The sequence below is a fragment of the Fluviispira sanaruensis genome, from assembly GCF_004295685.1.
GTDB classification, from domain to species: domain Bacteria; phylum Bdellovibrionota_B; class Oligoflexia; order Silvanigrellales; family Silvanigrellaceae; genus Silvanigrella; species Silvanigrella sanaruensis.
This window is the reverse complement of record NZ_AP019368.1, coordinates 2,061,381-2,075,282: the sequence shown is the minus strand read 5'-3', so window position 1 is coordinate 2,075,282 and position 13,902 is coordinate 2,061,381. Positions and strand designations below refer to the sequence as shown.

10 protein-coding genes are annotated in these 13,902 nt (G+C 36.2%); 7 read left to right on the top strand and 3 right to left on the bottom strand.

Going from position 1 to position 13,902, the window contains the following annotated elements:
* Window positions 1-786: 786 nt before the first annotated feature.
* A complete protein-coding gene (locus tag EZS29_RS08680; protein ID WP_130608974.1) occupies window positions 787-1,458 on the bottom strand; it encodes a MarC family protein in 672 nt (223 codons plus the stop codon).
* A 66-nt stretch (window positions 1,459-1,524) separates the two neighbouring features.
* On the opposite strand from EZS29_RS08680, the gene EZS29_RS08675 reads away from it, so the two are divergent.
* Window positions 1,525-2,652 carry a PilZ domain-containing protein gene (locus tag EZS29_RS08675; protein WP_130608971.1) on the top strand — a complete coding sequence of 376 codons (1,128 nt, stop codon included), beginning with the start codon at window positions 1,525-1,527 and terminating at the stop codon, window positions 2,650-2,652.
* Here the strand turns inward: EZS29_RS08675 and EZS29_RS08670 are convergent, their stop codons facing one another.
* Complete coding sequence (locus tag EZS29_RS08670; RefSeq protein WP_130608967.1) at window positions 2,653-4,776, bottom strand: asparagine synthetase B family protein; 2,124 nt, start codon at window positions 4,774-4,776, stop codon at window positions 2,653-2,655.
* Between the two features lie 9 nt (window positions 4,777-4,785).
* Window positions 4,786-6,444: a hypothetical protein gene (locus EZS29_RS08665; RefSeq protein WP_130608964.1), complete on the bottom strand. Its 1,659-nt coding sequence runs from the start codon at window positions 6,442-6,444 to the stop codon at window positions 4,786-4,788.
* An 81-nt stretch (window positions 6,445-6,525) separates the two neighbouring features.
* Between EZS29_RS08665 and EZS29_RS08660 the strand changes: the two genes are divergently transcribed.
* The 6 genes from EZS29_RS08660 to EZS29_RS08635 are packed head-to-tail and all read left to right on the top strand — an operon-like array spanning window position 6,526 to window position 13,897.
* Entirely contained in the window at window positions 6,526-8,172 is a 1,647-nt protein-coding gene (locus EZS29_RS08660) for a CTP synthase (protein ID WP_130608961.1), read from the top strand.
* A 12-nt stretch (window positions 8,173-8,184) separates the two neighbouring features.
* Window positions 8,185-9,495 carry a glutamate-1-semialdehyde 2,1-aminomutase gene (gene hemL / locus EZS29_RS08655; protein ID WP_216678658.1) on the top strand — a complete coding sequence of 437 codons (1,311 nt, stop codon included), beginning with the start codon at window positions 8,185-8,187 and terminating at the stop codon, window positions 9,493-9,495.
* A gap of 30 nt (window positions 9,496-9,525) precedes the next feature.
* Window positions 9,526-10,398, top strand: a complete 873-nt coding sequence (locus EZS29_RS08650) for a CPBP family intramembrane glutamic endopeptidase (RefSeq protein ID WP_130608958.1) — start codon at window positions 9,526-9,528, stop codon at window positions 10,396-10,398.
* A gap of 15 nt (window positions 10,399-10,413) precedes the next feature.
* Window positions 10,414-10,941 (top strand): D-aminoacyl-tRNA deacylase, encoded by a 528-nt coding sequence (dtd, locus tag EZS29_RS08645; RefSeq protein WP_130608955.1) that lies wholly within the window; start codon window positions 10,414-10,416, stop codon window positions 10,939-10,941.
* On the top strand, window positions 10,938-12,389 hold the full coding sequence (locus EZS29_RS08640) for a sensor histidine kinase (RefSeq protein WP_130608952.1): 1,452 nt from the start codon (window positions 10,938-10,940) through the stop codon (window positions 12,387-12,389). The genes dtd and EZS29_RS08640 overlap by 4 nt, the downstream gene beginning before the upstream one ends.
* An 11-nt stretch (window positions 12,390-12,400) precedes the next feature.
* On the top strand, window positions 12,401-13,897 hold the full coding sequence (locus EZS29_RS08635) for a phytoene desaturase family protein (protein ID WP_130608949.1): 1,497 nt from the start codon (window positions 12,401-12,403) through the stop codon (window positions 13,895-13,897).
* The last annotated feature ends 5 nt before the right edge of the window (window positions 13,898-13,902 follow it).

Genomic DNA, 13,902 nt, shown 5'->3' with positions numbered 1-13,902 from the left:
GGATCCATATCTTTAAACCCGTTTCTAAAATAAATTTCATTTTTAGTAGCATCAGTACTCATATAAGCAATAACATCTTCCTTTAATTAATGCTGAGTCACTATATTTCTTTCCTTTATGCCATGGATTAGACTTTATAGTAATAAAATTGTTACCAAGTTTATCAAATGCATTTTGAATTAGGTTAGATTTTTTCCCTGTCCTTTTAGCAAGTATTTAAATGTATAGTTATTACCTTTTATTGTGTAATCAATTTTTACGGCCCCCGATTCTTCATTTTCAGAGTTTGGTTGAAATGTTATAGCAATTAAACTGACCTGATATGCTTTTAAAGAAGAGTCACATGGAGGCTAAACATTAGCTTTTGTACTTGCTGAAGTTATTCCAGGATAAGGAAGATTAAATTTGAATTTATCATTTTTAAAAGCAACTTTGATTTGAGTTATATCTTCCGAATGATTGCTTTTCAGTTGATAAGTTAGCTTAAACTTTTTGTTAATTGTGATTAGTCCAAAGTTCCCACTTAAACTTAAAAATTGAAGTTAAGAATTATTTTCATTTGAGGAAGTTGTACTTTCTTTTTTACATGAGTTTAATATTATTGAGAATAGTATTATTAAGTATTTTTTTTTTCTATTACAAAAGAGGCACCCTTAAGCGCAAATTGAAAGATCTAATTTACAAATAAGGTGGTCTAGTTAGACGAAATCGGCCTTTGTGCTGGTAGTTATAATTTAGCTCAGCTTTTAATTTGTGCTTGAAAGCTTATTGCTCTCATTATCTGATTTATTTTATGAGATTCCTATACGCTTCACTAATACCTATGATTATAAATTCAACAGCTATAGCCGCAATAAGAATACCCATAATTTTGCCCATTAAATTGAGCCCTGTTTTTCCTAACAAACGATATAGATACTGACTGTATTTGAGAAAGAAAGAAGTGACCAACATAACCAAAATTATTGCAATTAAAAGCAGAAAATAGTCAAGCCAAGTTTTGCCGCGAGTGGCTTGGGTCACGATTGTTGAAATAGCTCCAGGTCCTGCAAGAAGAGGCATAGCTAATGGAACAATTGAAATGTCATCTTTAGTCAGACTTTCATTTTCCTCATCGCTTTTGATTTTTTCTGAATCACCCTTCAAATGATCGAGGGCAAATTTCAGGAGTAAAATTCCTCCTGCAATGCGCAATGCTGAGATCGAGATGCCAAAAAAGTTTAAGACGCTCATACCAGTTATGGCAAAAGTAAGCAAAATTGTTGAGGCAACAAGAATGGATTTGCGTCGTGTTTTTTTGACATCGGCAGGGGTGAAACGCTCTGTCAGAAGAAGATACACTGGTATTGCTGCAAAAGGATCCACCATTACAAAAACGGAGACAAATGTGCTAAAAAGATAAGTAAAGGAAGATCCAATAGTAGAATTTTGTTCCATCAGTGCCGTGATGAAGCTCATAAACTTTTCCTGTCTTTGTTTCAAGTTTGCAAAGCTGAGAAATATGCTTTGCAAAGGAGGATACTAGTGAAATTTCTTGCTGTGAGTCAAGACAAGTCTTTATTAAAATCGATGTGCGCTGAGTTTGAACACCAAAAATACGCAGTTTTTAGCGCAAGTTCATTAAAAGATGCTGCGGAAGTCTGCGAAAAAGAAAAACCTGAAGTTATCGTCGCAGATCATATTCAATCCGATGGAAATTTCTTTGATTTTTATGATTCATTAAAAATGGCTGCAAAAGCTGAAGCCGCACCTGTGGCAATTCTTTTAGTAGATCCCAAGAGCACTCTCACACCCGAAGTAGCCATTGCTATGGGGGCTTGGGCTTTATACACAAAACCATTTAATATTAAATCTCTTTACTATTCAGTGGAAGATGCAGTCTTCTCGCGTAGAGCTGGATATACCAAAAGGTTGGATGAACGAGTTGAACTGATTTCGCGTTTAGAAATTAAACTCGAGACAGCTTCTGAATATATTTCAACGTTTTCAACAAATATCAGTTTTGGCGGTTTTTTTGCTGCACTCACCTCAAATATTCCTGAGTTAAATGAAAAAGTTGATTTTAAATTAAAATTTACAAATTCTGACGTGATTGAGGGAAAAGGCAGAGTCGCTTGGGTGCGTAAAACACCAAAAGTTGGGGCACAAATGGGATGTGGTATACAGTTCAGTGCGGGTCGGGAAAAATATGTGAAGGTATTAGTGCCGATTATCAATGAAGCACGGACAAGACAAATCGAAACAGCGTCTTTTCAAATAGAAGATTTAAATGATCTGTTAGCTTTGTCAATTCAAGCAGCAAAAGAAAAAATTTCTAAAAAATTGTCGGAAATAGAATATATTCCGCCTACCGAAAAAGTAACAATTATGTGTCGATTGCCTCAAATACACAGTGCTTTCACTGAACTTATGTATGAACTTATTTATCCTATGCGTGAGATTCCAAATTCAAAATGCACAGTTGAATTAAAAAACCTTGATGAAAAAAGTGTGCAAGTCATTTTTACTTGTATACCAAGTGGAACCTCACTTTATATTGATCAACTTATTGCAGAAAAAGTTCAACCCATTCTTGATTTGCATAAGGCTTCGATTGAGAGTGAGTTTAATTCAATTAATTCAACAGTGACGATTACATTGCCAAAGAATTAATTAAAAAACTTTTTGATTAATAATAACCTTTTCTTCATAATCAATGTCTCTCTTTGGGGTTATTTCCTTAACAATACTATCATCAATCAATGAAAAACACATAAATGTTTGAAAAGCTGCTTGCAAGTGTGTGTATGTGTGAGGAGATGATTTCTTTTTAAATGAAGGATCATTAAGGACTAAAATAAGATCTTTTATTGCTTTTTCTTCAAATAAATTTGTTTCTTTAGCTTTTAATAATATATTTTGCTGACTTTTTTTCATTTCCTTTTCTTCAAAAAGAAAAGGGGCACCAAATTGTTTTTTAGGTGCCATAGCATAATGTGAATCAATTTTACTTTTATAACTTCTGCGTAAGATAGATTTGTTTTCAAATCCTCTGATAAGCATATTGTCTTTTAAATTATAAATAAAATTTTTCATTTCCATTGATAAAAAAGGTGTGCGTCCTTCAAGCGTATTGGCCATTTCCATTCTATCTCCAACCCAATTTAAAACTTGGACAGGAAGATGGGTTCTTACAAAGTAGTTTTGCCAAAGTAACAAGGAATTATTAGGATCTGTTAAAAACTCATCATTATTTTTTAAACCAAATGCAAACCAAGAAGAGACAGATTCCCTCTGCTCCTTTAAGAATTTGATTGCTTCATCTGCTCCTAAAAGGGATGTTGCTATTGTTTTTATCTGGGTGAAGAGTGGATGAGGAACTCCCCAAATGGATAGACTTTCAATAAAATCCTCTCCCGATCCTTCTGCACTTGAACCAGAAGCCCAAGGATCTTTGCTTTCATTTAAAAATTTCTTTGCATAAACTGAATCGCGCCAACTCTGGCCTATAGGAGTTTTCGCAATTTTATCGAATAAATTTTTTTCTTCACGATTGTGTAGGGCAAATTTCCACCAATTCACATATTGAAAACTAGGATACCCACAGAGTAATTCATCGGCTCCATCACCTGTTAAAACTCCTTTTACATGTTTGGCAGTAAAACGGCTTAACCACCATTTTGCTGCTCCATTGGTGTAAGGTTGAATATTTTCTGAATGATAAACGGCATGTTTATAAGAATATGCTAAATCTTGATCAAGTATTTGCAGCACATGTGGAGTGAAATTTAATTTATGGGCATAGGCAAGCGATTCGTTTGCTTCATCAAAGACTTCGTTTTTAAAACTGATAGTAAATGATTTTAATTTTTTATTGATTTTATTTTTTAAAAAATATTGAGATGCTTCATAGGCGATGACACGGGAATCCACTCCACCACTTAAATAAACCCCGAGTTCTGTTTCGGATAACATTCTATTGTGTACTGAACGACTGAGTCTTTTTGAGAATTCACCATATAATTCATTATCATTTTTATTTTCAGTAATAAAAGCATTTCGAATAGGTTTATTATTAATTTGAATTTTTGTATTGAATGTATCTCCGCTTTTTTTTGCGTATAAGAAAGAATTTGGTGGCATTTGTATAATATTTTGAAAAGGCGTTCTTATTGGTTCGTATAATCCAACAAATTGCTTGATAAATCCGTTGCGATCCCATTTTTTCTCGCACATCAGACCTTTTATTTCACTGGCAAAATGTATGGATTTCGTATCAAATAAATAAACTTCCTGTGCATTGGCAAAAATTTTGCTGTCAACCCCTTCAAGGGCTAAAAAAAGAGGTTTCACTCCATAAGGATCGCGCATAGCAAAAATCTCTGTTCCATCCGTTCGACTGATAACGAAACTGTATTCACCTTCTAGGAGATCCTTTATTTGCTGACCGTAATTTAAAAACCCAGCAAGAATTGCTTCGGTATCACCTTTTGATTGAAAATTATATTCAAATTCTGTTTGAATTTTTTTTCTCAATTTTGGGAAGTTATAGATTTCACCATTAAAAGTAATAACCCATTTTTTATTTTGATTAAACATAGGTTGAATATTGCTTGAAATTCCTTGAAATGCCAAGCGAAAATGAGATAATAAAAGATTATTAAATGCTTCTTTTCGCATAGGTTCATTGCCACGGTGCTGCAAGCGTGCTGCTGCAGCAAAAAATTTTTCTTTATTTTGTGAATCTTTTGCATAAATACTGCTAGGAGAAAAAATAAGACCAGAATAACCACACATATTATTTTCTTATTTCTTTGAAGTTTCCTTAGCGAGCCTTGCAAGCACAGCAAGTGCTCTCGTTATAGGATTGTTACCTAAGTTTTCTTCAATGTTTGGGTTGAGAATTATTTCTTTCCACATAGCAAATTCAGCAGAAATCTCAAGATTATTGTGTGAGTTTGCGAGCTGCGATTGAAAGCGTGCTTCGGCACTTGCATATTGCATTGCTTCCGTACGTGTCAATCGTGAGAGCAGATGCAGAGCATAGAGAGATTCAGTTCTGCTGGCAAAAAAGGGCGATTTTTTGCGCATTGAACGTGCAATAAACTCGACATAATCATAATGCTGTTGAGCGGGCTCAAAGTTTTCAACGAGCGTTTCTTGATAAACTTTTTCAAGCAAACGAAAGGAATGTTCTTGCAACCACTGAGCAGGTGCAGTTTGAAATATAGTTGCACAGTATTGGCTACCGCCCTCAATAACCCAATTTGGAGGTTCACGCAGGCTTGCATCCCAAATATGAGCTGCGAGTGTTCTGATCCAACGCCAATGAATTCTTTTAAAAAAACGGCTTTCTTCATTTTGTATTGGAATTTCAATAGCCCAATTTGCAATATATTTTGAAGTATAATTGTTATCTTTCTCAGCTAACGTAACAATAGACGGAAAGATATTTTGCGCAAGAATCAATGCTCTTTCAAGTAGACTTGGCTTATATTCTTGTATCTTTTGCATAGGATGAGAAGCTAAAAAAGAAAAATCTTTTTGTATGGCTTTAATAAGACCACGAAGAATATGGAGTTGACTTCCCATATTTATACTAATCAATTTGATTAATTTTATATAACTAGTATGATTTTCTTCATGCAAGATTGCTTCCACTAGAGCTTTATCAAAGAGCCATTCAACGATAAATCCTGTTTTAAAATCAGATGCTTGAGTTGATTTTAAAATATCCATTGCTGTGTTAAAATGCTTAATTCTGCCAGAAGTGCCTTGGCTCGTCGGTTCCGTTTTATAATAAGAGGTGCCATTGCGTAAAAGATGATCGTCCGCAGTTTTTAAAATGATATTTAACATTTCTAGTGGTTGAGGGCGAACGGAGGCAACACTTGTCTCATTCATATAATCATTCGGTGACATAAGCATAAAACGAAGATGTTGAAAATGCGGAGAATTTCGCATTAATTTAGCAAGAGTTGGGTTTGTTGTTTTTATTAAAATTGTTAAATTTGCCTTATCATCGAGGTCAACCGGTTTGCGTGCGTGGAAAAAAGAGAGGATTCTTTCAGAAAGTAATTCAATGATGGAATCTATTCTGATATTGCCTAACAGTTCTTGCGACATATTTTTTTGAAGGTAGCGCAATAAGGCACGAAGAGAACCAGAAGCCGCTTTAAAAGACAAAAACTCAGGAAATTGAGGATGGGACGAAAGATAGAAGACGAGATCGCTACAATCTTCTGTAGAATTTGCTTGGGTAACGGCCTCTAAGATGCCATTACAAGTAGCAATATTTAAGAGGTGTGCTGGAACGTGAGACTCAAAAATTTGAGCACGTAAAACATCAGCAATTGTTTGCGGAGAAATTTTTCTTTCCACAAAGCCCATTAACATATGAGAAACAATTCCATCTGTGGAATGATTTTCTGCAGTCATTTGAAATTGGCTGCGTAGATTCTTCATTGTTATCTTGACTCCTGACCATTAGTTAGTGTTACTCTGTGTTCCCGTGTCGAAACAAGATTATCGAACGGAGTAAGTATAATGCAACATCATGATAGTAAATCCCCCAAACGTTTCTCTCAACACCCTGTAAAATATATATTTGTTACTGGTGGCGTGGTCTCAAGTATCGGAAAAGGTCTCGCTGCGGCCAGTATTGGCGCCCTGCTCGAAACCCGCGGTTTGCGTGTTTCGATGACTAAAATGGATCCTTACATAAACGTTGATCCAGGGACAATGTCTCCTTTTCAGCATGGAGAGGTTTTTGTTACAGATGACGGAGCAGAAACGGACCTTGATTTAGGGCATTATCAGCGTTTTACCAAAGCGAATTTAGCTAAACGCAATAGCTTTACCTCTGGCCAAGTCTACGACACCGTCATCAATAAAGAACGCCGTGGAGATTACCTTGGAGGAACTGTTCAAGTTATTCCTCATATCACAGATCAAATTAAAGCAAACATCGTGACAGCATCTGAAGGCGCTGATGTTTCGATCGTTGAGATTGGCGGCACCATTGGCGATATTGAAAGTCTACCATTCCTTGAAGCTATTCGCCAGTTTCGCAATGATGTGGGTAAAGAAAATTCTATTTTTATTCACGTTACTCTTATTCCATATATTCGTGCCGCGGGTGAGTTGAAAACAAAACCTACGCAACATTCTGTAAAAGAATTGCGTTCAATCGGTATTCAGCCTGATATTTTAATCTGTCGTGCCGATCAGCCTATGTCACAAGATGTCCGTATGAAAATTTCGACATTCTGTAATCTGCCTAAGGAAAGTGTCTTCGAAGCACTCGATGCAGATAGCATATATAAAATGCCGATTATCTACCATGAGCAACGAATGGACGCTCGGATCGTCGAACTCCTTGGTATTTGGACAGCCCAACCCAACCTAAGTGAATGGAATAGAATCATTGAATGTATTGAAAGACCAAAGCATTCCCTAAAAATTGGGGTGGTTGGTAAATATATGGGGACGCGCGATTCCTATAAATCCGTGTATGAAGCTCTTACTCACGCTGGCATTGCCAATGAATCTCATGTTGAAATTGTCGGAATCGATTCAGAGCAGCTCAGTATAGCAAACACAAAAGAAGTTTTGAGTGAATACGATGCCATTTTGGTTCCAGGAGGTTTTGGCGATAGAGGTGTCCTTGGGAAAATGGCGGCAATCCAATTTGCGCGGGAAAATAATATTCCATTTTTTGGTATTTGCTTAGGTATGCAACTCGCTTGTCTTGAATATGCTCGTAATGTTTTAGGGATAGCCGATGCCACTTCCGAGGAATTCGACACCAACGCCCGCAATAAAATTATCCATTTGATGGAAAGCCAACAAAGTGTTGATAAAAAAGGCGGGAGTATGCGTTTAGGCGCTTATGACTGTATCGTGCGGAGAGGAAGCAAAGGCTTTCAAGCCTATGGCACTGATCGTATCAGTGAGCGTCACCGTCATCGCTATGAATTCAACCCAGAATTCCGTACGCGTTTTGAAACCTCTGGGTTCCTTGTCTCCGGTGAAAGTCCCGATGGTACTTTAGTCGAAATGATGGAATTAAATAATCATCCATGGTTTTTAGGTTGTCAGGCACACCCTGAGCTCAAAAGCCGTCCTATAGCTCCTCATCCTTTATTTAAAGACTTTGTAGCAGCAGCCTTAGAAAGATCTATCCATAAATAGGAGAATTAAGCTTTGAAAAATAAAGAACACAATTTCTCTCACTCAATCTCTGTCATGGAAAGAAGCTATCGCGTCTTTCCAGGTGGAGTGAATTCTCCTGTACGATCCTTTCGCTCAGTTGGGGGAACGCCCATTGTTTTTTCTTCTGGGAAAGGAAAATATCTTTATGATGTCGATGGCAATGAATTTATCGACTTTTGTTCATCATGGGGGCCACTCATTGTTGGCTATTCCAATCCTGCAATTATTGGAGCCATGCAAGAACAACTTTATAAAGCAATCACTTTTGGCGCTCCTTCCGACCTCGAAGTAAAATTAGCCGAAAAAATAATGGATTGGGTGCCAGGGCTTGAAATGTTGCGCTTTGTTAGCAGCGGTACAGAAGCGACTATGAGTGCTGTGAGAGCTGCGCGTGCGGCTACAAAAAAAAATAAATTTATTAAATTTGAAGGCTGTTACCATGGACATGCCGATCAATTTCTTGTGAAAGCAGGCAGTGGATTGGCGACCTTGGGTAATCCAAGTTCAGCAGGAGTGCCTGTGGGCACAACATCAGACACATTAACTGCTATTTATAATAGCGAAGAAAGTGTGCTTGAATTATTTGAAAAATATGGTGATGACATTGCCGCTGTTATAATTGAGCCAGTTGCAGCAAATATGGGACTGGTTTTACCTAAGTCTGGATTTTTGCAATTTTTACGTAATGTAACAGAAAAATTTGGCGCGGTTCTTATTTTCGATGAAGTTATGACAGGATTTCGTTTAGCACGTGGCGGATGTGCTGAAATTTTTTCAGTAGAACCCGATATGTGGACTTTTGGAAAAATAATTGGAGGCGGAGTTCCTGCTGCAGCATATGGTGGAAAAAAGCAAATAATGCAACAAGTCGCTCCATTAGGAGCAGCGTATCAAGCTGGCACCTTATCTGGCAATCCTCTTGCTATGGTTGCTGGATATGCTACACTTTGTGAAATAGAGCAACAAAATGCTTTTATTAAGCTTGAAAATTTAGGGCAAAAATTAGATTCTTTAGTTGATGCAGAATTAAAGAGCTTTATAGAAAAGTCAAAAGTTTGTTACGTTCGAATAGGCTCATTTTTTTGTTTCTTTTTTGGAACGAATAAATTGCCGACTCATTTTTCTGAAGTGGCTTCCACAGATATGAAACTTTTTAATAAAGTTTATCACGCATGGATTGAACAAGGGATTTATTTAGGTCCCAGTGGATATGAAGTCGGCTTTTTAAGCACATGCATTGAGGAAATTGATTTGAAAAAGCTGGTGGAAGTCGTTAAGAACGTTTTAATAACCGAAGAATAGCTCTTCGGTTTTTTTAAAGGATCTATTCTTATGCTGAGTACCAATCTCCTTTTTGCTCTTGTCTGTTTATCTTCTATTTCTCTTTGGTTTTTTGTAAAGCCAATAATCCCAATCGCAATTTCTTATATATTTCTTTTTGCCTCTTTTTATGAAGGATATATTTCTTATCAATCCTTGATATTTGTCTTTTTATTTACATTTTTCTGTTTGGTATATGAAAAGAAAACCAGTTTGTTTATAAGGAATTTTTCTTTTATAGTTTTACTTTGTTTTATGTATATTTTAGTTGCAGAAGATTTTCCTTATTCAACTGAAATTCCTATATTTACAGGGGTGAGATTTAGTCCTATTTCGAAACCATTTTGGCTAGATATCAATGTCGAGAAATCAGTTTGTGCCATTATTTTTGCAGCTATATTAATTAAAAAATCAGATAAACTTTCAGATTGGCAAAAGGTATTTAAAGATTTACTTTTACCTTTAGCAGTTATTTTAGCCATTATAATCCCTACAGGACTAATAACTGGATATATTAAATTTGATTTTAAATTACCAAGCGGTTCGTTTTATTTTCTTTCGATAAATTTATTTTTAGTGTGTGTTGCAGAAGAGGTCTTTTTTAGAGGTTTTTTACAACGAAAAATCTTTGAATTCCTTTCGAAATATTTTAAGGCAAAAGTTTCTGCCCCTGTTCTGGCCAATGTTTTCGTTGCTGTATTATTTGGGTATGCGCATCTTTATTCAGGATATCTCTTTGCTATTTTCGCTTTTATAGCAGGATTAGGATATGGTTATGCCTATCAAAAGTCAGGGAAGATTGAAGCTGCTATTCTTACCCATTTTGGCTTTAATTTAATTCATTTTATCTTTTTCACTTACCCTGCGTTTCAAAGCTTGCCTTAATAAGGAAAATAAAGAATGCATGAAGAGCTTCTTGTTAGGTGTGTTGTGCAAAGAGCCACTCATGCTGAAGTTGTCATTGAAGGAAAATCCCAAGGGCACTTAGACAATGGTTTGGTAGTTCTCTTTGGAGTGGGGGCGGAACAATCTCTTCCTGAAATTCCAGAATCTGACTTACCTGTTCTGTTAAAAAGTTTTTATCCCAATCTAGAAAAACTGGCAGAAAAACTTATTTCACTGCGAATTTTTAAAGACTCCAATGATAAAATGAATTTATCGGTTCGAGATATAAATGGCGGTTTGTATGTGATCAGTCAATTCACTCTTTTTGCAAATTGTAGAAATGGGAATAGACCGAGTTTTACTCTTTCAGCCAAGTCAAATATAGCAAAAGCTATTTATGATCTTTTCTTAGAGACACTTAAGAAAAAAGCAGAAGAACTTAAGGTTTTAAGTGGTATATTTGCTGCTGATATGAAAGTTTCATTTTGCAATGATGGACCAGTAACTTTAATAATTGATGCAGGTGTGAAGGGGCTTTTGTGAATTTAGAATTAAAATTCACGAGAATAAAAGCAAATCTGCGCCCTCTTATATCAGTGTTTTACCCAAGCACTGTAAAACAACGAATCTTTCTAGGTATTATTTTAGGATCATTTGTATCAATTTCTCTAGATCAATTCTTTCCAGTTATTTTTATTTTACCTGGGTTTTTTATTTATTGTTATTATATTTTGTATATTTTGGTCGACAAACCCACCCACTCATTATTGCAATTAACAAGGCATGGTGGATTCGATGCTGGTATCGATAAGCTTCGCATTGTTGGTAATGATGAATTCTCAAGGATTGCCCGCGCAGTGCAGGATATGGCAAAACGCATGCGCTTTAGTATTCTCGAGGCACGCGAACAAAATACCCGTTTGGATGAAATCTTTGGTGCGATCGGTGAAGGGGTTGTGATTCTCAATTCAGAAGGCAAAGTCATAAAAATCAATAACACGGTGAGAAGATGGATTGGTTGGTACAGCGAAGTCGTTGACCGAAATGTTCTTGAAGTTCTTAGAAATGTTGAAATTTCTGAAATCATTCAAAATATGATCCGAGATATGAAAGAAAAGACGCATATTCCTGCACAAATCATCGAATCAATTCACTTAGATGGACCAGAAATCCGGCGGGTGCGCGCAAAAATTGTGGCCATTCAATCGGAACAGCAAAATCCTGTTTTTATGATATTTTTATTTGATTTAACAGATATTCATAAAGGTGAAGAGATCCGTAGAGAATTTTTTGCCAACGTAAGTCATGAATTGAAAACTCCTATCGCAGCTATCCGAGGTTATGCCGAAATCATTCAAGACATGCCCGATCTCCAAGCGAATGAACGTGCACAGAACTTTCTCTCAGTTATTGTGCGCAATTCTGAAAATCTCACAAAATTAATTGATGAAATGTTGATATTAACGGGGCTTGAATCGGGAGCACTTACGCTCGTTATTAAACCTTACAATGTGCATGCGGGATTTAACCGTGTGATTGAAAATATTTTACCAAAAGCAAAACAAGCTGGAGTTGAATTGCTTGCCGATGTCGATCCAGAAATCCAAGAAATATTGGTCGATGCCCAACGGTTTGATTCAGTCTTGGTGAATTTAGTCGACAATGCGGTCAAGTACAATCGACCAGGTGGCATTGTCAAAATCAGTTTGCGGCAAAATGAAACTCACCACATTATATTTGTAGAAGATTCAGGTATTGGTATCCCTGATAATGCCCGTATTCGCGCATTCGAACGTTTTTATCGCGTTGATAAGTCCCACAATCGTCTCGGCGGCGGTTCTGGACTGGGATTGGCAATTGTCAAACATGTGGTGCAAGCTCATGGTGGAAGTATTTCCCTCCGCAGTGAATTGGGCTCTGGCAGTGTCTTTACAATTATGTTACCTAAAACTCCAAGTAAAAAGAAAATAGATCTTTTAACTCCCCTCTAAGAAGGAGTCGTATGAAGATAGCTATTATTGGTGCTGGAGTAGGTGGTCTGACAACTGCAGCTCATTTAGGAAAAATGGGTTTAGCAGTTGATGTCTATGATCTTGGTGAATTTGCGGGTGGTAAAATGTACAAATACACCAATGAAGAGGGACTCAATTGGGACACTGGCCCGACACTTATTTCGTTACCAAATCAAATTCATAAAACATTTACAGATCTAGATTTTAAAGCTCCAGAACTTTTACCCTTGACAGAAGGATGCAGACTTTTATTTGCAGATGGCACAGATTGGCAACTGCCCCATGGAAAAGATAAACTAATTTCTTATTTTAAAGAGAAAGATTATAAACTATCTGAGGAATTATCAGTTTCTTTAGAAATTGCCAAAGATATTTTTGATTTTGCGGAAAAATTTATTTTTAATGACGAACCACCTTCAGCATTGACTATTGGTTTAAAGTCAATGGCTTCTGGAGTTGTTTTTCAGCATCCTAAAACAATGTTAAAAAATTACTCAAAGGTTATTGACGCGCTTTTTAGCAATCAAAATATGCGCGAGTTTTTCTATCATTTTGCCAGTTATATTGGAGTGCAACCCTCAGCAGCAGCAGGAGCTATATTAAGCATTGCGCATGTTGAGCTCGGCTCTGAAATTGTCTTTCCGTGTGGGGGAGTTCATAATATCGCTCAGTCTTTATATGAAGCTGGCTTAAAATATAAAGTGAAATTTCATTTCCAATCTAAAGTAACAAGCGCTATTCCAATAGGCAGTGAATTTAAAAATAAAGGTTGGGAACTTGAATTTGAGCATAAGGAAAAAAAAGAAAAAAAAGTATATGATCTTTTAATAGCAAATGGAGATCCTTATGTTGCAAGTCAAACATGGATAAACAGTGATTATCTACGCAGTCATTTTCTCAACCAATTAAAAAATAAATCATTGAAACCTTCTGAAAGTCAATTTGTCATTTTATATGATTGGCAAGATGATGCAAATATATCACATCACTTGAAAATTTTTCCTAAAAGCTGGAGTGAAAGTTTTTATAAAGTGGGTGTTGAATTAAAAATTCCAAACGATCCCTGTGTCTATTTAGTTTGGCCACATGCTACTGATAAAAGTATTTCAAAAAGAGTGTTATTTATTTCAGCAATGGCACCAAATATAAATTCTGGCCATCTATGGGACAATACATTTGCAAAAAATTACGCAGAGAAAGTTTTGCACATTTGTCGAGAGAGACTGAATTTACCTTTCCAAGGACAAATTTTTAAAATAGTAACACCACAGGAATTAAGCGAACGCACCCAGAGTCTGAAGGGTGGATTGTACAGCGCTACCAATGAAAATTTTCAACCGCTTTTTTTCCATTTTTCTGGAGAATCAAAAGTTGAAAATATTTTTTTTGTGGGTGGTGGCGTTCATCCGGGCGCAGGTGTTACAATGGTCATGAAATCTGCAGAAAGAATTATAAAGAGTATTAAAAAGAAATACAGATTAAGTTAGGAAAA